Raw genomic sequence first — 21,643 nt, 5'->3', positions numbered from 1 at the left:
TCAAAATATTGCTGAGGAACATTTTTCATATATTGATCTAGGATTGTTTTATAAACCATAGCGCTGACTATCGCAGAGCATGTTCTAATCTTACTTTCTTTATCATAACTAATCCTTTGACAAATCCACGCTACAAGGAAAGTAATCAAAATATGTGAAAATATCTTTTGAACAAAAAAGAGAACTAGGGCTTAGAGAAAAATGGAAACTTAACGAGCCAATCGATCTCATCTAGAAGATCTTCGGATTGAACAATATAATTCCAGTCTAAAGCAGGTTGCTTTACAGCGAACTACAACTTAAATATTATTTGCGACAAAATTCTTAGAACCATTGATAACAATTATCCTACTTTTTGTTGCATTCTCTCTTGATGGGGCAAGACATAAGGGCCACCAGCTAAGATACGAATAACTAATATTCCCAATCGTGCTGATGGTTTTGACCTGATGTTTAACTCTGCGTTTCCATTCGTCCAGCGACAAGCAGATCGTTCTTGAACATCCCATCCTTTCAAATTTTTATTAGCCACATGGTCAGTAATTCGATAATATTGATTGGTTTCTAGCATTGTAATATCACCAATTAGTACTCCTAAATGACGACGATCATCGACAAAAGGACCAACGACAGTGCTTGGTTGACTAGTATTGGAAATTAGTCGAACCTTTGTAACTTTCGAAGGAATTTTAAATACAAAACGATCTTTTTGCTGGTGAGATGGATATATGGCCTTACCGTCGTTGGTTAACAAATATAAACCATAGTCATTTGTTGTTATTATTTTCGAATATAAATCCGCTTTATAACCAATTTCCTCTGATCTCTTCGTGAATTTACGGTAGAGTGGCTCAACAATCTCTCTCGCTGTTACTAAAGGTGCGGCAGAATCTTGTCCCCACCTTTTATTTTTATTCACAATGCTGATAACGTTCGTATCGGAGATAAAATTAGATCGATTACCAGTGTCTAGATAGCTTTCTGTTAAAGCGCCGTCAGCAACCACTATAGAATGATCATCCGTTTCAAAATGATAATATGTATATTCGGTAATAGTTTTATCATAAAAAATTGTTGAGTTATTAACCAACATGCGAACAGGAATAAATTTATCCTCGATAAACAAACAATGCTCTGACGTAACAAGTAAGTCTTTAAACGGGACATTATCTGCAATTGCATTTTTTAAAATTCGAATAGGATAATTTGTTATGTCTGAGAATACGTTTGAATTAACCTTCACATGATTATACCCAGTCCAAACAACTTTACGATGTGTTTTTACTCTATCTTTATACACGATTACTTCATCGCCAACAGTCAACTGTTCGACTGGTCTGCCTCCACTGACAGTTTCGATCAAGGTTCCAGCCAAAAAACAAGAAACATTGGAACCATCATACTCGGTTATATGAAAGTAACCATTCGGGCCAGTCCCAAAATAGGAACCATCAAATATTGAACCTTCGTAAAAAATTGCAGGGGATTTATTGTCCGACATTGCAAAAGTTCTTAAGTTAGGGGCTTGTGATAAATTATAAAGTCCGTTAATCCCTTTACCCGCTTCGTAGAAATAATCACCTTTCGTCGTGGATCCAGCATTGCCAGTATAATATTCAGAGAGAAAAGTATTATTCTCTGTTAAACCCCCAGAATTATTAACTATGTACCCGTTTGCCACGAAAGAATTTTTAAGCGTGCCGTCATTGGTGATCGTTGTTGTTGCACCTGTAATTGTGATACCGTCGACAACAGCGCCCGCATTAATCTTTAGATTGCCAGCACCGACAAGATTAAAAGGACCCGTAACCGTCTGCTTTCCATCAGTGTAATAAGTGACCCCATCTTCTCCCAGTGACGCCGTCCAGTTACCCCCTTGATAAACAGGCAAATCATTTGTTAATGTGAAAGCATTGTTTGTATTATAAGCTACATTTCCTAAAGCTTTAGCAACATTTACGCTGCCAAAACTTGTATTATATCCGAGATAAATATCATCTTTACTGTTAGTAGTGGCACTTGAGTCTATATAAGGGTTATTTACCCTAATATTCTGAGATGGGTTTTGGAGCGTTAATTTACTACCAGCATTCGAAATTTGAAAAGATTCTGGGGCGCTATTTTCTGCCCCTTGAGAAAGATCCAATTGCCCTGCCGAATTACTGGTTGATAGCGGGTTGTAAAAAGAATCGCTATCCGATTCACCACCAGCAGCCCCACTAGATCGATTACCTGAATTAATGGTCACACGAGCAGAGACATATGTATTTCCTTCGGATATACCAGCTACAGATACATTGCTATTGAATATCGTAGAATTTTGTAATTTACCACCACTGTTAACCGTCAGTGTTGATGGTGTAGACCCTGAGGAATTATTCGGAATGGCAATTATCCCGTCGACAATTGCGTCGCTATTGATCGTCAAACTAGCGCCTATAAGATTAACGGGTCCTGTGTAGGTGTTGTTACCATCAGTGATAACAGTCTGCCCATCTTGGACCGTTGCAATCCAATTACCACCAACAAGACATGGGTAATCGTTTGTAATTGTTACTTTGCTATAATCGTCGCTATGTATGATACTGTTATCAACCATGCTTAACCTCGTATGTTCCGAATTACAAATTTTTGTTAAGTATTTTTTAATATTTGATAATATATTTGAAATATTCGTTTTCGAATTTTAGACATAAATTTGAGATTGTATTTTACATATAGAATTTCAAGACTATTACAAAATATTATTTTATTTTTTATTTAAAAAATTTTTAATTTATTTTTATAATTATTAAATTTTATTTATAATTATTAACGATTAATAATAAATAAACAAATTAATGTTATTATATTACTTAAGATGTATTTTTTTAATACTTAGTAATTTTATTCTTAGTTTAGACTACATAATGATTTTACGTCGTTTATTTTTCACGAAACTACTTTATTTCAACATAATATATTTATAAAAGGTTTATAATTTACCTAGGAATGTTACTGGAGTTTCTACGGCGGTTTTACATTCTTATAGAACTAGATAAGACTTATCGAAAATTTTTAAAAGTTTATTTCAAAGATAATGAAAAGAGTTATTTACTTGTTATTTTCTTTATTATCAGCAGACTATGTTTTATCGCCTCACAAGATATTATTTTATTTTTAATCAAATCATCTAATTTTTGATTATTATTGCCCTCGTAATCATGTAGTGTAATCTAGTAAATACATTTATATAAATAAAACATATTATTTAATATAAAAGTTTTCTATAAATTATATTAATAGTTAATGAATAAGAAACTTATTTTATTAATTGAATTTTTTTGCATGCTTCTAGATTTAATTCAACAAATTGATTCCATGTATATACATTACTAAATTTCATTTTATATTGTAAATCGATTTGGCATATTTCTGGTCTATTTTTATATACTGAACATAAGCGAGTGCTTTCTTCATAAAATTGACAAACACCATCCCCACGATCTAAATCAAGCGTTTCCTCTGATAAATTTACGTGTTGGCAACAACATCCACATTTATAACAAGGGAATTTAGACGTCACATAAACCTGTTAACCATTTTTTAACACTTCTATTATTCCCTGCTTCGTATGGTAATTTTATTCCTTCCTTTTCAATCATAGAGTTCAAAATAAAATGACGTTCTAACTGATTGTTTGTATTTTCAAGATTAGTAACGAATTGATTCAATTCACTTATATTGAAATTAAATTCGATTTTAGATAACTCTATAAGATAAGCATCTAACTCTTTATTAATCTTTTTATAATATTCTAAAGTCAGATCATAATAATTTTTAAATTTGTCTAAAAATTGCCAAATACGTCGCATTATAGAACTTTCTTCTAAAAAGAAATTAAGTCCTAAAGTAATTAATCCTGCAATCAACGCGCTTACGAAGTTTTGGATGCAAGAACCAAAAGGCAATGTAGATAAAAAGGTTAGATGGTTATGAATTATAGTTCCTAAAAACGCCCCCAGGTTCAGTGAAACAAGTTTGAAACATTGTTTTGTCAACTCCCCAACAGATAGGTTTTCTGGATTAAAAAAAACTATTTTGGCAATTTTTACAATATTATTCCATGTTTCTCGAATAATCTTCCCCCACATTTTTGTTGTCGTTAAAAAAATATTGAGTATCGTATTCGTGATACTCGATAATACGCCACCCAACATGCCATCTTTAAAAGAGGTTAATATATCCTGAAATTGTTTTTTAACTCTTTGTATAATATTTTGAAAAATTATTTTCACATCGTTAAAAAATATAGAAATTTCAAAGCTAATATTTTTGTATTTATTATACAACTCAGGAACTGTATTTTGAAATTCAAACCATACTTCAGCTAATACTAAACCAAGAGCTTGCCTTAGTCCCATTCGAACGCCTATATTTGTGGCTTGAATACCTGTATTCTTTAAAAATTTGCTACTTGTATAATAAGTTAAATTTATTTGTTGCTCATAATTTTTTCGGCTTTTTTTATCTGCCTTACGCATTTTTTCAGGATTTATAGATTCTAGTTTTGTTACACGTCCCTTTTCTTTTCTGATTTTTCTTTCAGTTTTTGATATTCGTTTTTTTCTTGAGGTGTCTCTTGTGGCATGGAAGCTAATTTGCGTTCTTTACTCTCAATTATTTTCTTTTTGTTCGCAATATTAGCTGGTAATGATTGTAAAAAATCATCTACAGATTTTTCTTGTTTACTTTTATTAACTGTTTCGATTGTGGATTGTAAATTCTGTTTTTGATTTGCTAATTCTACGCCATTCAAATCAGCAAGAACTCTTCCTGGATCATCATGAATTTCTTTTGCTGAAATGACATGATCCAAATTTCTCTTGTCTTTTTGACTTAATATCTTATTTGTATAAGCGTCTTGCAAGCCATCTTCACTCTTTTGTTGTTTTTTATGCTTTTTTCCAGTTTCGATATAGTTTGAATATTGATGATATTTATCGCTGTCGTATTCCCCTATGTTTTTATAACGCGATTGATTTTCTTTAGTTACATATATATCTTTTCTTACGTTATGAATTGTATCAACATCACCACCAGTTTTGTCTGTGATTAATAAAAAATCCAACCCAAATGAAGTAATTAACTTTGTTTGACCAATTGATTTAGCTCTTCAGACCAATCAAATGAAACTTTTGTTGAAACAGTCATTATTATTTCTCTCTTAATTTAACTTTTGAAATGCATCAAACTCTGTTTGATTATTGGATAAGGTAAGATCCAACCCTTTTGTATCTAATATTTGAAAACCATTCTCATCAGTCAAAATTTCTAAACCATTATTCTTTGTTTTAAATAGTGGTTTAGAAATAATATTAGCCATCATTGCCGCTAATTTATAACCATTATCTATAGTCAAAGTAGCACTTTCACTCAATTTTTCTATTTGTTCTTTGTCTTTATTTTTAATTAATACGTTAATTTCTTTTAAAGATTCAAAATACTCTTGAAATACATTATTTATTTTATTTAATAATAAATATATTCTATCTATAGCGTTGATTATATAAGTTAAGTGTGATCTTGCCAATGACATTTTTGCACACGCTTCATCTACCTCTTTGAGGGTTTCATGAGCTTTATTATATGATTTTGTTCCATGTATTGCATATGCTATACCGCCTACAGCTAATATAGGAGCAACAACAGATGCACCAAGAACCATAGCACCACCTGCCATTCCCCATCCACCTGTTGCTAAAGATCCTCCACCAATAGCCGCCATAGTAGCATTATAAGCAGCCACTCCTGATAAACTTGCAATAGATGTTCCTGTGGATGCCGCAGCGAATGTCATAACTCCACCATAGACAGCAAATCCAGCAGCAGCACTCGATATACCACCACCTACGATCGTTGATAAGTATCCTATTGCGCTAATTGCTACTTGGCGTATTTCATCTAATTTATGCTGAGGAACATTAACATCAACATGAGCATAATTCTGAACTTTTCTATTTTGTAAAATCTCTACAACCAATTGATCACATTCATCAAAGCTTTTGCCAATATTTAATTGTAGCTTTCCTAAATTTTCTAATTTTTTGCTTGCAATATTGTTTATATCATCAAGTAAAGATTTTCTTTTTTCATATTTATCTTTTGTATCTCTTAAAATCTGATTTGCTAATTTCTTTGCTTGATATCCATCATATGTTTTCTTTCCACCAATTGCGGTTAAAGTGGCTGCTCCGCCTAATAAAATAAATGGTAATGGCATATCATTAATCCCATTTTTAAATTATACTTTAATATTATTAATGTATACTATAAGAGGTCTTATTAGAAATAGCTAATATGGCTGTGATTGTTGGCATGGTGAGGGGATTTAACAAGCAAGAGGATTGTTTAAACCGAAGATATTTTGAATGAGATTGATTTGCTCTTCGATCGTCCATTTTCCTTTAAAACCAAGTCCTTTTTTTATCCAGAGGATGGCTTCATATCCTTTGAGTGTTCTTCTGGCTGTATGAAAAGATAGGAAGTAACCATTTCCTGATATGCCTTTCTTTAATCTAAAATGATCATTCTCTATTCCCTGTTGTAAAGATTTCTTAGTTTCATGGAAATAATCATTAGAGAGAATATCCTCATTCTTCATTGCTTTTACGATTTTTGCAAAAGTTAAGGCTTTATCTGTTCCAATATGAGTGGGTGCAAAGAGCCTATCTTCTTTAAACGCTTTTCTAAAGAATCGTTGTACTGCTTTGATATTTCTTCTGGCAGTCAGTAAGAAATCAATTGAAGTGCCATCTTTATCAATGGCTCTGTATAAATACTTCCACTGACCTTTGACCTTGATACAGGTTTCATCAATTCTAACCTGACCACAATGCGGTCTTCTAAACCCTCTCAAACGTTTCTCCAATAGTGGAGTATAGCGTAATACCCAACGGTTTAACGTGCTGTGATCAACATTTGCTTCACGCTCTAAGAACAACTCCTCAATATCTCGATAGCTTAAACAATAACGACAAGGCCAACCAGCTTAATATTATTTTCAGAAAATGGCTGTTTTCCGTCAAAGCGCAAATTCCCGCTTTGGGAGATTTCTGCGATTAATTTAGAGGTTTGTTCGTTTCTTAACCATTCGCTAGGCTTCTTGGAAATTCCCATTCCAGATGCTCTATGACAATCATTCAAACAATAACGACCCTCAATGTCTTGCCTAATTGCAGTATGCGCGAAGATTAATCCATTTTTAGTATTATCCATTGAATGTTTTATAATTATTACAAGTTAGTAACTTTATAAGAAAATCTTTGCAAATACTGAGCCATATTCTCTTGAGATATTTTACCTTGTGCAAGGTCAATCATAATCTCAACATATCGTAAATCATCATATTGTCGTAACTGATACCCGTTGTCTAGTAAAAATAAATCTGTTGTTAAAAAAGCAGTTCTTTCATTTCCATCAACAAATGGATGATTTCTACTAATACCAAGAGCATAAGTAGCAGCTAATAAAAATATGTTTTGATTTCAATAAGCAAAATGCTGTTTAGGCTTATTTAAAGCAATTTCAAGTAAATTCTCATCACGGATACCTTTAGAACCACCATCCTTATTTAAGACCATTGAATGAATTTCGTATATATCCTCTTTAGATATCCAATTAGGTTCAATCATCTTTTGGAAAGTTCAGTTAGTGTACGGCTATGATGTTGTAATCTTTCTTGTATTTTAATCTTACGATTTGTTCGGGAGGCATTAAGCAAAAGATTATAATCTTCTACAGATAATAATACTAAACGATCTCTATTATGGTTAGTGATAAACACAGGTTCTCTTTGTGCTACATCACTGTATGTACCAATATTTTGTTGAAAATCTGTTGATGTTACACGCATATTGTACTCCATGATTAATAGTATATATTATAGATAAATTGTTTATTTTATCAACTAATTTCATTTAGCTTATTTAAACACTAATCTTGATTATCACTATAAAAATACGAAGAAAAATTTATGGAGACCCCCACAATCAATTAAATATATCGACAGGTAATCATAACCTAGTTTTATCCATAAGCTTGTTCGATAAGTCATTGCACTACATTTGTAATTACATAATAATTTATTTATTATAGTTTGATCTGAAGGTAAGAAATAATGAGCACTATTCAAATTAGAGAGGATGAAAACTTAAAAAAAGGATGCTTATAGAGCTTTTGATAAGCTTAATTTATCCCCCCAGATGCTCTAAGGCTACTTTTACGTTATGTTGCTGAAAATAAAAATTACCTTTTTCAGAGATTTCAGTGATGATCAGTGATAATGATCAATATGATGATATTTTAACAGTTGCGTGTGGACGTTTAAATAATCCTGCAAAACGTGTCAGAGTTAATTTAGATGATCTTTAATATTGAATCCGCTTGTTAAACAACTAATAATTATCTTAATTGGATTTTTTTTGTAAATTTGTTGTATTGATAATTTATAATTTGTCCGTTTACCAACAGCTCAACTGCTTTCTGAATAACATCTAGTGGCGCAACAAACCATTCTTTAGGTCGATGATGGCGACCCTCTTTATCTGCGACTGATAAATCAAGGCAAGATTCACCGAAAAAGACATGTAAATAATATTCAAATTTCTGAGGATTAATATTAAAAGCTTGAAACTCTGCAATAAGCTCAACATCAGCCATTAAATATGTAGCTTCTTTCTTTGCATTTACAATACGTTTTTCAACAGTAGTAGTTGAAAACCCTATTTTATATAGATGATCAATAGACTGAATTTGTGGATCTTTACTTTTGGATTTTAGGATATAGATATACCCTGTAGATGTATCGTCTTCAGTAACTCCACTAAAATGAGTATAAAAATTAGAATTTGCTTTCTCATTCGTTTCTGAAATGATACGCCCATCTTTATATAAAGCTTTAGCCAGTGAGCGATAAAGCATTGTAGATTCTGTACCATTCTCAAAAATAGTGCGTGTCCTACCATCTTTGCGAAAACGTTTACCACCAACAGTTTTCTCTTCTTGAGTAAAATTAATATTAGCAAGATAGACAAGTAACCCATTTAAAACATAATAACTTCCTTCAATGAGTTGATACCCTTTATCATTGAAAGGCAATAACTTACGCTTACCTTCTCTAAGCTCTCTATGAACATCTTTAAATAGATGTTCAAACTGACCAAAATCTTTACATCGTTTACGTTGTGCAACTTCATCTGCGACAGCACGTTGTGCAGGCACATGCCTAATTTTAAAGATGTCACCATCTTTACCATCATCTAATAAACCTAAATCATCATCATTAAAAATATCTTCTAGTGATTTAATATCTGACATATTTTAATCCTGATGCTCTGGAAGTAAGTTATGTTCATCATAATCAGCTAAAGCCATATATTGTTCAGGATTTATCTTAATAGCCTCTAAGCGACTAGCAAGCATATACTCAGTAATATTAGTCATATTTTTAGTCGGTTCTCGTCCATACTGTGTTACAAAACTATTAATTTCGTTAAATTTAGAGACTAATTGTTCATCAATAGTTAAAGTAGAAGTCTTTTTTTTAACTTTTAAAAGTCCTAAATCATCATCAGCAATCAACTGACGAAGCCAGTTAAAATCTTCCTCCATATATTACACTCCAGCACGTCTACGTTGTTCACGAATATAGATTAAGCATTCAGCTAATCGCTTCTCAATTAAGTTGTTTGACTCTAGACTAGGTTCACGATTAAATTGATTTTTAAAAGATTTTAACTTAGGCCACAACTCAAACGCTTCTTCCTTAGACATGCTTATTTTTGTAGCCTCAATTGATTCTTTAATTAATTTAAGCACATTTACTGTGACATCCTTTGATAGAATCTCAAATGCCTTTTGGAATGGATTAATAGACTGAATTAGATCGATATTCAAATCATCTATATTAATAAATTTATCTGCCATACGAACAAATTTCTTATCACCAACATCTTTTATTTCTGCTGCACTAATTACTGAATCAGCAACTAAATATTGGCTTATTTCCTCAAGTTCTGTTTTTGTTAAATCAGGATATTTAGTTTGAATAATTTTTGGAATAAGCACTTTATTGACTATTTCTGGCTCGACCTTACCTGCTGAACCTGCAATTACTTTGTCATCTTGAAGGATAGCTGCTTTTAGATCCACAAGATCATTTTCGATAATCGCTTTTGCTTTTGCTGTACTTGGTTCTTTAAAACCTTTAATCGTGAGAATTCCTGGTGAGACAATATCCTCATCATCACGTTTGGTTTTAAACTTAAAGTTTGGTGCAAGTATCTGCTCCATTAATAAAGAAGCTGTAATTGCTTTCAGCATATTGTTTACTGCATATTTTACTTCATCATCCTGAGCATCAGGTTGTGCTATAAGATTAGTAAATTGTGCATGTGATTTATTTGAACTATCTCGTGTACAACGTCCAATAATTTGCACAATTTCAGTCAAAGAGCCACGACAACCAATTGTTAAAGCGTGTTCACAGAACTGCCAGTCAAATCCTTCTTTTGCCATTCCAAGAGCGATAATGAGGTCAAGATCATCTATATTTTGAATATTCCGTAGATATTCTAACACCTTATCACGCCCATCTTCTTCAACTAAGTCAGCTACTTTTAATAACTTTCCATCTGTTGTGCGTTTAACGGTAATAATTCCAGTATCTGGATCTTTAGCAATAAACTCACCAATAATTTCAAGAATGGCATCAACTTCATCATATTTATCTTTAGTCGATTCACCTGAATTTACATTTGGTATATGAATGATTGTCTTCTTATTCGTGTCCAATACCTGTTCAAGAGCGATATGCCCTTCATCATCTTTAGTAAAATAACGTCCTTTATAGAAATGATAACCAATACCTAAAGACTTTAAATAAGTATAGCCATTGAGTTGTTCGTAATAGTTGAAGGATACTTTATTAAACTTCGCTTCATATTCAGGAGTAATTACAGGAACACTATCTCCACGGAAATATGAACCAGTCATTGCGATAATATGGGCAGTAGTATTGTCCATCAAAGATTTAAGTACATTACCTAAAATATTATCTGCATCTGCTGAAATATGATGAAATTCATCAATTGCAATTAATGTGTTATTAAATACATGATCTTCAAGTTCTTCAAAAACAAATCTTAACGTAGCATGGGTACACACTAATATTTGATCTGAGCCTTCCATGAAGCGCTTAAAAGCTTTTACTTTACTTTTGTTGCCACTAGCAGCACACAGATTATTTTCTGGTTTGATATCCCAATCTGCAAAAAAACCATTCTCTGTTAGCTTATTGTTTGCAAATGAACTTCCAATAGATCGCTCTGGAACTGTAACAATAACTTTGCTCAATCCTTGATTATGTATCTTATCTAATCCCAAAAACATTAATGCACGAGACTTACCAGATGCAGGAGGAGCTTTTAAGAGTAAATACTGACTATTACGAGATTCGAAGGCACGAGCTTGCATAGCTCGCATTCCCATATTATTGATTGAGGTGCTTTCCCCAGTTTGTTGGTAATTTACTTCGATAATATTTTTCATTTTTTTACCATTTTTGAATATAAATCAAACATAGCTTCAATACGCTGATCATCATTTTGAAATTCTTGCTTGGCATATAGATTTTCGATTATTACATCATTTTTTAAATGTGCTTCTTTAAGTTCTATCGGCATAGTATCTGGATCGTATAAATCGGCTAATACTTGATGACTAAACTTTTCCCTTGCTTCTAGAATATTGAATGCAGCAATATTAAGGTTATCTACATCGACTGTAGTTAATTTTGGAATTGGAAAAGTATTATAAGTAAGCGTATTTGAATACCTAATACGACTTTCAAGTTTGCCTATTATACTTTTAGCCCATAGCATATGCATTTTGTAAGATAAAATTGAGAATATGTATGGTTCATAGTCATATATTACTAATACACCGTTACTTGGAATTATATTTTCTGAAATTAAACCTACAGGAAAATACTCTCTTCTCTCGGAGCTAGTCATAAGTAACACTATGGCAACCTTGTTTGGCTGAAATTTTCTATAAAAGAATCTATGTGGAATATTTATACCCTTTTGGGCATCTCTTCCTGCATGCATTCTCCAGTTTTTACATTCTTGTACACGTTGATTTATTGGAATTATGGATAGAGCATCTTCAATTTTATCATCGTCTATCCATATACAATATCTTTTAATACCATCTATAAAGTCAGCCCCACCAATAAATGGTTTTATGTAAGTAATTGATTCTTTATCAATATTTATTATATTTTCCTTTTCTTCTTCTGAAAGTGTCAAATAACCACCATCAATTGGACTACTTCCTAAAATCATTTCAGGTAAATTAGATATTGATTTTTTCTGCTTTACAATACTTACATTCTTATCAGGCTCCAAATAATGGTTAATATAATTAGCTTTGATAATAAGACCATCACTATTATAGATAAAACACTGATTAGCTTGCTTTTTTATTCCAATCACAACACATGAAACACCAGCTTTTGGTCTTGCATTATTAGTCCATTTAAAAGTTTGGTATGCGAAATTAATAATGCATTTTTTTTGGTCAAGATAAGGCCACAGAAGTTGTACTTGTTCACCTTGGCAAATTGAATTAGTTGATACAAATGCTAATAATGAGTCTTTAAAGCTTGATACAAAATCAATTCCTTTTTTAAACCAGCACGCTACATAATCTAATCTCATTACACTTCCTAGAGGGCTAAGAACATTCTCCATGTCCTCTTTTTGAGAAGAATTTCGGTCACTATAGTTAACAAAAGGAGGGTTGCCTAAAAGATATATATTTTCATTTTTTTGAATTTTAAATAACTCCTCCCAATCAATTCTCAGTGCATTAGCACATATGATGTTGCCTTTTTCCTTTAATGGTAATGATGCAGCGGTATAGCCAAACTCGAACTTAAATATCAAATTCATTTGGTGTTCTGCTAACCAAAGTGAAAGAATAGCCATTTCATGTGCAAAATCATCAATTTCAATTCCATAAAATTGAGAAACTTGAATCACTGAAAATGGCTTTGAAAATTGACCTGTTTTTTCGAGCTCTAACTCTTGAATACGTTTCAGAAGCTCCGTTTCAAATGTACGAAGCTCTTTATACGCAATAATAAGAAAGTTCCCTGAACCACATGCAGGGTCAAAAATTTTAATTTTCCCTAAACGTTGCTGTAATTTTAATAGCTTGTTAATACTGTCTTGGTTTTTTTCTAATTCTTCATAAAGATCATTTAAGAATAAAGGTTCTATCACCTTCATAATATTGGGTACTGAAGTATAATGCTGTCCCATCGTGCTACGCTGTTCAGTGTGAACAACCGCTTGGAACATAGAACCAAAAATATCAGGGTTAATATCAGACCAATCTAATTCCGCACCACACTCAATTAAAATCCTACGTGATTTACGAGTAAATTTTGGAACTTGAATATCATCTTTAAACAAACCACCATTTACATACGGAAATTCTGCTAGGTAGTCAGGTAAATCTGTTTCACGATCTTCAACAGATTGGTTTAACACTTTAAATAATCGACCAATTAAAGCTGATAAATCTGATCCGTCTTCATTGCTCTTTGATATTGCCGAAGTGAACTGTTTGTCCTTAAAAATTTCAGTATCATCAGCAAAATAACAGTCGAGATAAGAAAATATTAAGGCGATGTAATTTTTCTTTATTTTTTAAGTCATCTTCATTAAAATTATCAGATTTAATTTCGTCAAATAGCTTTGCTAATTTTTCTGCAGCTTTAACATCAGCAGGGTTTTCCCCTTGATATACAGCTTTTTCTATACCAGCCCAAGGTAAGAAAAAATCAAATTTCTTTGCTAAATCGACAAAATGAATATCCAATGTATCTTGTGTTTTGATATCTATAGCCAGAATGATTTTAAAATCAGTAACGATCAAAAAACGTATCTTATTGGTTTTTGTTCGTTTTTCTTGTTTCATTTGCTCAATAAGACTATGTAAGTCTTCTTGATTTGAAATCTTAAAATATAATTGTCGTTTCCAAAAAATTGAATTTTCTTTGTCTTCAGCTAAATTTCGTTCACCTGAACGTAAGCGTGTAATAGATTAATTACGATGCCCATAGGCCAGAAGAAAATCGTAAATAAAATCTTTTGATGATATAGTTTTATTCAAAACATTTTTTACCAAATGTTTAACTAAATCTTCAATCTGCACAATATTCATTATACATAAATTTTCATTTTAAAATATTAAACCCAATTTTCTACCATTAATCCTTTTACTCTATCGAACTCTTTAACATTATTGGTAACCAATGTTACCTTCAATGCTAGAGCGTGAGCAGCAATTAGCATATCTAAACTTCCAATAGGTTGTCCTGTCGATTGTAGTTGATGCCTTAACTGAGCATAATGCCAGATAGCTTGTTCGTCATAGGGAAAGATTTCCAAAGGTGCTAAAAATTTATTTAAGGCTTGTTTATTTCTTTGTGATCCAGACTTTTCAACACCAAAAGCAAGCTCTGAAGCTGTAATACTGGAAATCCCTAACTGTCCCAATTGATATTGTTTAAATTTTTCAAAAACATGAGGTGGTTTATTGTTAATGATATAAATACAAATATTCGTATCCAGTAAATAAATCACTTTATCTCCTCACGGGTTTGATCTGCTTGAGGTTCCCTTATCAATTGAAAGTCACCTTCAAACTCGTTGACAGCTTCTTGCATTAATAGCCACGGATTTTCTTTAGGTAATAATAATACACCATTTCCAAATGCTTTTACGATGACCTCATCTTCGTTAAAACGAAATTCTTTAGGTAGTCTAACAACTTGACTTCTGCCATTTTGAAATATTTTTGCTATTTGCATGTCAATAATCCCCTATAGTATATACTATAGATATATATCATAATTAACATTCTACTTACAGCTAATAAAAAATTCTCATTCGTAATGAGAGGATTTTGTTTATTTTGATTTTCTATTATTTTTTTAACACGTACATAAAGCCTTCAGAAGGCATCTCTTATGTGTTATAAGATTTTTAGGTAGGGTCCCGAGAAGTATTTAACAACGTTCTACGACAAACCTAGAGCTATTTAAATGGGTATTAATAGGTCAATCTTATTAAATAGTATTTAGAAATATTTTATGAAGATAATTAAATTAAAAGATTACACTTTATAAGTCATATCTATTACCACGAATAATGAATTTGTCAAGTTATTTTTTGTTATTTATTTTTAATAAGCTATTGATTTTTATATATTTTATTGACGTGATATACGAATATCAATAAGCTATAAATGTAGCTTGATTTAGTTATCTAAAATATAAATTAACTATGTTTAAGTTGTGATTATAGAGATTTAAAAATTACCCGTGCAATTTTATCAATAAATTAATCAGAACCCTGTGTTTACACTCGTTCTGTGTCTAATTTTTGTGATTTTGTGCGTTCGAAAGGAGATCAATTAACATTATCATAACAAAGGGATATAATTTATACGAAGACTACTGCTTATATTGGCAAGAAGGGTGCCCAAACACTTTATTACGCAGCTAAAGTTGCAGAGTATATTCATTTGCCTTTGAATTATTTTATAACCATTAATTTTAGTAAGACAGATATTCCAGTATTACAAATTAATGCTGCTTTTCTTAAACTTAAAAGGCAACTTACTCGGTGGTTATTATCATCATCCAAACATAAAGAAGCTATTGGACCTACCTTTGCTTGGGTTTTTGAGAACTGTATTGATGGAGAAGGTTGTGATGTTATTGATGGACAGCATAATATTCATGTTCACTTAGCGATTTATATTTCTGAGGGGTATGAAGATGAGATTGTTGCTGAAGTAAAATCACTATTAGAAAAAATGACAGTTATTAATGAGAGAACCGTTTATCTTGCAGATACTATAGAAAATCCAACGTTAAGTTATTTTTTAAGGGATGTCATCCAGATTATATCGATATTTACGGTAGAGGTATAGAATATATCTATTAAGGTATTATTCTTGGGGATAAAAGATCAGGCACCACAAGAAATATTGGTAAAAGAGCAAGGCAAAGGATGGATAAGGAATTGAGAATTAAGAGAGGACTTCCTAAGTATTAGATGGTTGGTTTGAATAATATTAGTTCATTGTATGGTGTTATTAGTTGTATGTTATTAAAGGGATATATAATACTAAATATGTTAGTATTATATGTCTTTTCACTATTATATTTTTAATGAATATAAAATGTCTCTGTTTTTTAATAGATTTTATATCGTTTTAGAAAAAAGTTATCAGCAATTTTTTTCTTTTATAATATGTTTTATAAATTTTTATTCTTGTTCTAAGGACATATTTATTGTTTTTTTCAATTGATTATTTATAGATAGGTATAGGCTTTGAGAGTAATACTAACAATCATAATGGAATTAAAAGTTTTAATTTCATAAGTATAGGGTTATAATAAAATTTATACTTTTCAGGGATATAATTGACTAATTTAATAGTTTACAAAGCTAACGCCTTAATTGAAGCAAGTTATAAGCTTACATTGTAAGAGCAGCTTACTATACTTATATGTATAGATAAATTAAATCCTAAAGATACAAACATAAACAAAACTTTCCAAATAACATCCCAAGAATTTCTTAATGCTTTTCCAAATATTGGAAAAAACATGCTGAAGAAATGTTACAAGAGGCTGTCGATAAATTAGCAGAAAGATGGATACAAGAAGGAGCTAAATATTTTAACGGTGAAGGTAAAGTAAAAATCGTTTTTTCAGACTCTATTATGCCTTACTTTACTCAATTAAAAGGGCAGTTTACTAGCATTATTTTGAAAAATATATCTTCATTAAAAAGTAGTTATAGTATAAGAGTTTATGAACTTCTTAGGCAATTTAAAATTATTGGATCACGTACAATTACTGTTACAAAATTACGCTCTATACTCGAAGTAGAAGACAAATATAAAACTTTTAAATCATTTAATCAGTGGGTAATACAACCATCCATAAAAGAGTTAAACGAAAAAAGTAATTTAACAATGATTACTCAAACAATCAAAGTTGGACGAAACGTCAAATCATTACAATTTGATTTTAAAGAAATTTGCGACAAGGCCATTAATATGTGTAAAATCTAATTTTAAAGCTCATACAATGCTTTTTAAATTCTTTTACATACAATTATATAAAAATGATCTAAATGCACTGTAGAGCAACTTAAGAGTATTTCAAATACTGTAATAGATTAGAAGTCTGACAGAGCAACACGCTTCCACTTATTAGTTGCTACGCAAACATAATGATAATTCATATCATCCTTAAATTCTCCAACATCACATGATTCTGATGATGATGACGGGGTTGATAATTGAAGTCTTATTTTTTTAGCACTAAGCGTATCGGTAATACCGACACTTCCATCAAATTTAAATTTATTTCCATATCGTAAATTCGTAAAATAAAAAGTATCCTGATCCAAAGTGTAATTATAACCAATTCGATTACTTTCACGTTCAGAAATTTCACGCTTTTTATCAGAACGAATAGGATTATAAAACATATAAACGATTTGATTGTTACCATCATAAGCAGCTGTTTCAAATGAAATAGGCAATGAAGATGAAATATTCATCCCTTTTCTCATAGTTGGTTTTACATCAAAAAAGGTTTCGATTTTACCAACACGAAATATGGGTTGAGTCTTTGAAAGATTATTAGATATTTCTAGGTCTTTAGTATTGATGACATCGCTTGTTCTCATATCATAAAAGTCAAATCCACCTCCAGAAGGAGCAATATTAGTAAATTCAGTATGAGCATTTCCAGGATAAAACATATTCCATGTTTGCATTGTGCCTTGGCCAGTTACTCTTTTTTCGTTTTCGATATATCCTGCTGATGATGTAAAAATTGGACTAATAATATGAGAATTCAAAGTAATATTATTGTCTTTATCGACAATAATCCCCAATTTTGTATTTTTACCTTGACCTATTCCCAAAGCAACACCCCCCTTAAATCCTAATGGATCAAAAATAACTTGCCCCAATACAGAACAATTATTTGCTCCAAAGTTTAACCCTTCACAAGTCGGAGATGTATTTTGTTCTAAAGTTATACCATCATCACCATTTGGATGCGCATCATCAATTTTCGCAATATTTAGTTTAGTTAAACCAAAATGTAATGAATTATTTGTAGGATCTATACCCGTATATTGATGATCTTGATCTGAATCATTGGACATATAAGATAACAATTGATACGAACCTGTTTTTGTTTTTGCTTGACCTAATGCTGCAATCGTTTGAGCCTTACCGGCTTTATCTAATTCTTGCATAGGGGCTGCCCATTTATACACGCCAAATCCAGCATCTGTTCTTATAGCTTGACCGCCATTACGCTGTAAGCCATTAATTAATAATCCTTGAGGCATTAAATCAGCACCTGATAAATTTAACATATAACTATCATTACTATATAGACCGTTATGTTCGTTTCCTCTCAATGAAACGCCCCATGACATGGTCAAACCGTGAGATGCAAGCATACCATCACGTGATGAATGTAGCATAAAATCCCATTCATTATCAAAATTACGCGTAATTGAATCTGGAGCGTTTACGTATGCTTGATCTGTATAAATATTAAAATTTTTGTCACTCAATCCTAAAAATAACGTCGGCTGACTATAATGATGATAGTTTGTATTGTGAATAAATATATTTTTGCTTCGATCTCCGTTTAAGTAATAAGTTAAACGATAGTCTAATTTGTCTCCTTCATTGTTACCCGGAGCAAGATCCACTTGTTTCGTTGAATAAGATCTCCAACCTGGTTGTGTAGCTGCCACACCTGGCAGAGCATCATCATCAATAGCTAGGATCGTTCCTATAGATTGATTATTAGAATCTTTTATGGTTGCTAAAGGATTACTACTACTATAACCATAATAATAATCTGGAACATCTACTTCAGAAGTCTTACTTCCCCCTCTCTCAGTATCTTGCATTTTTTTTGCATAATTCGTCCAAATAGCCATACGCAGATGAATCAAATTAGCTTCTTCTTTTGATAAAGCAGGATAAATAAGAGCCCTTGTTTTTTCAAACTTAACAGCATACGCATTTCCATCAGCAGAATAGAATTTAATATTTACATTATTCTTTGTTGTTAATTCATCTTTCAGTGTATAACCATCTGGAAGTTTAACCGTTGTTATTCCATCGTCCATAATTTCGCCGTTTGTGCTAATTTGGTTGGAAGGCACATATTCTTGGGGGATAACAACAATCGGATTTTCCTCTTGATTAATAAGATTCCCACTTCTATCAAGAACATTAATACCAGTTACGACGCATTTGCTTTTTCCAGAGCTATTCATTCCTGCTAAGCCACAACCGAAAATGCCTTTAACTTTAAAGCTGTTTGAACCCCTACTAACACTTTCTGCTAGAAAGAAATCATTTCCTTTTACAATATAAGATCCATCTTCATTCTTAACTAATTTATTTCCACCTATAACATCAACTGGTGAAGAATTTGATGAACGTATATCCATATTCACACCGTCAGTTCCTCCAGCACCGGAACGATGATCAATTTGTGGTCCGGACATATCGATAAACTGGTAACAAGAACCTCCTTCGTCTCCACTGGACGTATTTTGACAATTTGCTTTAATTCCAACAATCGCATTGCGATCATTGCCACCAATCATTAAAGTATTTCGTCTTACATTATTCCAATCATAACCAACAACATTCCCTTCTCCTTGTTTTGTAAGGGTAATTAGGTTAATTTTATCATTTTCCCTATTTGTAATATTGTATGGAGAAACAGCTTCGTAACCACCAGGCATAACAGGAGTATCAATAACAAATAATTCTTTAGCTGTTACTTTGCCATCGAACCTATAATTATTGCCATATCGTAAATTTGTAAAATAGAAAGTGTCTTGATCTAAAGTGTAATTATAACCAATTCGATTACTTTCACTTTCAGAAATTTCACGCTTTTTATTAGAACGAATGGGATTATAAAACATATAAACGGTTTGATTATTACCATCATAAGCAGCTGTTTTAAATAATATGCTTTTAGTAATTGTATTTGTATCGCTAACAATTGGTTTCGATAAAACCATACCTTCTTCTGCTATAACTCGTTTACTTGAATCTAATCCTGCGACACCATTCGCAGCGTTAATTTGATTTGCTTTAACATAATCTTCTGCTCTTACAAAAGACGGCATAAAACTGGCACAAGCTAATATTAAGCTTGTGCTGGCCCATAATATTCCTTTTAAATTCATTTAATTTAACCTAAAAATATATAAATTGATAAAATTTGTTGTGCAAAAAAAGGCAATACACTGAAAAAATTGAAGTTCCTATTTGCTTACAATAAGACAAGCTGCATACTGAACGACGTTAAGAAAAATGCGTATGTAATCTAAAAAATGATATAAATTACCTGTGATATGAATATTTCATCAATTAAAAACAAGCAATTTATCAGTTTAAAATTATTCAAGAATATTTATTGATAGAAATGGTGAGTTTTATGATTTTATGCGCTAAATATTTAGTCACCAAAACACCAATCTATTAACAATAATATCATAATTGTACAAAAAAGTCAATAATTACTTACGAACTAAAGTCTAGCTACTTCTTTATTATTTTACGAAGTTAAATATTATATACAAAATCAAAATATCGTAAAATTGAAAGTTTCACCAAGATTGAATTTCTAATAGGATCTCAGGGGGTCTTGTCGCGAATTTGAAATTAGGCTGTATTTTGGTATAGAAATGGTGAGTCAGCAAGGAAGTTGGCTATTTAGTCCAAAAATATTCTAGGTAAGATTAATTTGTTCATTGATGGTCCATTTTCCTTTAAAGCCAAATTCTTTTTTTTATCCAAAGAATAGCCTCATATCCTCTAAGCATTTTCATTGCCGTATGGAAAGACTGAAAACACCCATTTCTTGGGATAGATCTCTTTAATCTAAAATGATCATTTTCTATTCCCTGTTGTAAGAACTACTTTGTTTCATGAAAGCAGTGATTAAGGAGTATAGTCCCATTCTTCACGGTTTATATGGTTTTTGGAAAGATTGTTGCTTTGTCTGTTCCGATACGAGTTGGAGCGAACAGATCATCTTCTTTAAAGGCTTTTCTAAAGAAACGCTGAGCTGCTTTGATATTTCTCTTAGCAGTTAGCAAAAAGTCAATCGCAGAACCTGCTTTATCAATGGCTCTGTATAGATACTTCCACTGACCTTTTACTTTAACGTGAGTCTCATCAACCCTAACATCACCGCAATGAGGCTTTCTAAATCCTCTCAAGCATTTTTCTAAGAAGGGGGTATAACGAAAATCCAACGGTTTAACACGCTGTGATCAAATTTCACTCCACGCTCTGAAAACAGATCTTCTATATCTCGATAGCTTAGTGAGTAGCGTGAATACCAATTAATCGCTTAGGCAATCATTAATCCATTAAAATGACGTCTTTTAAAATCATTTCTTGTACGATGAAATAATTTATTCTTTGATCTTTCTAGCATCTATAC

18 protein-coding genes and 3 pseudogenes are annotated in these 21,643 nt (G+C 31.7%); 3 read left to right on the top strand and 18 right to left on the bottom strand.

Translation table 11 applies throughout. The features are described 5' to 3' along the window. Positions 1-343: 343 nt before the first annotated feature. The 16 genes and pseudogenes from QJV27_RS08090 to QJV27_RS08025 all read right to left on the bottom strand — a co-directional run bounded on the left by QJV27_RS08090 (position 344) and on the right by QJV27_RS08025 (position 14,923). On the bottom strand, positions 344-2,599 hold the full coding sequence (locus QJV27_RS08090) for a Hint domain-containing protein (protein WP_281448424.1): 2,256 nt from the start codon (positions 2,597-2,599) through the stop codon (positions 344-346). A 702-nt stretch (positions 2,600-3,301) separates the two neighbouring features. After that, the gene (locus tag QJV27_RS11150) at positions 3,302-3,565 is read right to left on the bottom strand and encodes a YkgJ family cysteine cluster protein (protein ID WP_408869623.1); all 264 of its coding nucleotides are present in this window, start codon (positions 3,563-3,565) and stop codon (positions 3,302-3,304) included. Next, a complete protein-coding gene (locus QJV27_RS08085; RefSeq protein WP_281448423.1) occupies positions 3,555-4,523 on the bottom strand; it encodes a hypothetical protein in 969 nt (322 codons plus the stop codon). Before QJV27_RS08085 ends, QJV27_RS11150 begins: the two co-directional genes overlap by 11 nt. Before the next feature lie 29 nt (positions 4,524-4,552). Continuing rightward, the gene (locus tag QJV27_RS08080; protein WP_281448422.1) at positions 4,553-5,110 is read right to left on the bottom strand and encodes a hypothetical protein; all 558 of its coding nucleotides are present in this window, start codon (positions 5,108-5,110) and stop codon (positions 4,553-4,555) included. Positions 5,111-5,206: 96 nt separating this feature from the next. After that, the gene (locus tag QJV27_RS08075) at positions 5,207-6,262 is read right to left on the bottom strand and encodes a chemotaxis protein (protein WP_281448421.1); all 1,056 of its coding nucleotides are present in this window, start codon (positions 6,260-6,262) and stop codon (positions 5,207-5,209) included. Between the two features lie 108 nt (positions 6,263-6,370). Continuing rightward, positions 6,371-7,024 (bottom strand): annotated as a pseudogene (locus QJV27_RS08070) (IS6 family transposase); the annotation flags it as partial. Further along, positions 7,003-7,257, bottom strand: a complete 255-nt coding sequence (locus QJV27_RS08065) for a KilA-N domain-containing protein (protein ID WP_281448420.1) — start codon at positions 7,255-7,257, stop codon at positions 7,003-7,005. The gene QJV27_RS08065 and the pseudogene QJV27_RS08070, both read right to left, overlap by 22 nt. A 17-nt stretch (positions 7,258-7,274) precedes the next feature. Next, positions 7,275-7,517 carry a type II toxin-antitoxin system death-on-curing family toxin gene (locus QJV27_RS11145; protein WP_408869639.1) on the bottom strand — a complete coding sequence of 81 codons (243 nt, stop codon included), beginning with the start codon at positions 7,515-7,517 and terminating at the stop codon, positions 7,275-7,277. A gap of 152 nt (positions 7,518-7,669) precedes the next feature. After that, positions 7,670-7,894, bottom strand: coding sequence for a type II toxin-antitoxin system Phd/YefM family antitoxin (locus QJV27_RS08060; RefSeq protein WP_281448419.1), 225 nt, complete (start codon positions 7,892-7,894; stop codon positions 7,670-7,672). Between the two features lie 548 nt (positions 7,895-8,442). After that, positions 8,443-9,357, bottom strand: coding sequence for a GIY-YIG nuclease family protein (locus QJV27_RS08055; RefSeq protein ID WP_281448418.1), 915 nt, complete (start codon positions 9,355-9,357; stop codon positions 8,443-8,445). A gap of 3 nt (positions 9,358-9,360) precedes the next feature. After that, complete coding sequence (locus QJV27_RS08050) at positions 9,361-9,651, bottom strand: hypothetical protein (RefSeq protein ID WP_281448417.1); 291 nt, start codon at positions 9,649-9,651, stop codon at positions 9,361-9,363. A gap of 3 nt (positions 9,652-9,654) precedes the next feature. Beyond that, positions 9,655-11,589 carry a DEAD/DEAH box helicase gene (locus QJV27_RS08045; protein WP_281448416.1) on the bottom strand — a complete coding sequence of 645 codons (1,935 nt, stop codon included), beginning with the start codon at positions 11,587-11,589 and terminating at the stop codon, positions 9,655-9,657. Then, positions 11,586-13,658: a DNA methyltransferase gene (locus QJV27_RS08040; protein WP_346771201.1), complete on the bottom strand. Its 2,073-nt coding sequence runs from the start codon at positions 13,656-13,658 to the stop codon at positions 11,586-11,588. Before QJV27_RS08040 ends, QJV27_RS08045 begins: the two co-directional genes overlap by 4 nt. A gap of 40 nt (positions 13,659-13,698) precedes the next feature. Continuing rightward, positions 13,699-14,097, bottom strand: a complete 399-nt coding sequence (locus QJV27_RS08035) for a type IIL restriction-modification enzyme MmeI (protein ID WP_346771200.1) — start codon at positions 14,095-14,097, stop codon at positions 13,699-13,701. A gap of 203 nt (positions 14,098-14,300) precedes the next feature. After that, positions 14,301-14,696: a type II toxin-antitoxin system tRNA(fMet)-specific endonuclease VapC gene (gene vapC / locus QJV27_RS08030; protein WP_281448413.1), complete on the bottom strand. Its 396-nt coding sequence runs from the start codon at positions 14,694-14,696 to the stop codon at positions 14,301-14,303. Next, positions 14,693-14,923: an antitoxin gene (locus tag QJV27_RS08025; protein ID WP_281448412.1), complete on the bottom strand. Its 231-nt coding sequence runs from the start codon at positions 14,921-14,923 to the stop codon at positions 14,693-14,695. Before QJV27_RS08025 ends, vapC begins: the two co-directional genes overlap by 4 nt. 716 nt (positions 14,924-15,639) lie before the next feature. Here QJV27_RS08025 and QJV27_RS08020 point away from each other — a divergent pair. The 3 genes and pseudogenes from QJV27_RS08020 to QJV27_RS11165 all read left to right on the top strand — a co-directional run bounded on the left by QJV27_RS08020 (position 15,640) and on the right by QJV27_RS11165 (position 17,202). After that, positions 15,640-16,050 (top strand): hypothetical protein, encoded by a 411-nt coding sequence (locus QJV27_RS08020; RefSeq protein ID WP_281448411.1) that lies wholly within the window; start codon positions 15,640-15,642, stop codon positions 16,048-16,050. A 687-nt stretch (positions 16,051-16,737) separates the two neighbouring features. Continuing rightward, a pseudogene (locus tag QJV27_RS11170) lies at positions 16,738-16,938 on the top strand (RepB family plasmid replication initiator protein); the annotation flags it as partial. Next, positions 16,930-17,202: a hypothetical protein gene (locus QJV27_RS11165; RefSeq protein WP_456305223.1), complete on the top strand. Its 273-nt coding sequence runs from the start codon at positions 16,930-16,932 to the stop codon at positions 17,200-17,202. The pseudogene QJV27_RS11170 and the gene QJV27_RS11165, both read left to right, overlap by 9 nt. Before the next feature lie 107 nt (positions 17,203-17,309). On the opposite strand, the gene QJV27_RS08010 is transcribed toward QJV27_RS11165, so the two are convergent. Both QJV27_RS08010 and QJV27_RS08005 read right to left on the bottom strand, forming a co-directional pair. Further along, positions 17,310-20,378 (bottom strand): hypothetical protein, encoded by a 3,069-nt coding sequence (locus QJV27_RS08010; RefSeq protein ID WP_281448409.1) that lies wholly within the window; start codon positions 20,376-20,378, stop codon positions 17,310-17,312. A 545-nt stretch (positions 20,379-20,923) separates the two neighbouring features. Next, positions 20,924-21,637: pseudogene (locus tag QJV27_RS08005) on the bottom strand (IS6 family transposase). Positions 21,638-21,643 lie beyond the last annotated feature (6 nt).

This window comes from Commensalibacter oyaizuii, from assembly GCF_029953265.1.
GTDB lineage: Bacteria > Pseudomonadota > Alphaproteobacteria > Acetobacterales > Acetobacteraceae > Commensalibacter > Commensalibacter oyaizuii.
Note: the sequence above shows the minus strand (reverse complement) of the source record. Positions and strands in the feature narration are given on the sequence as shown.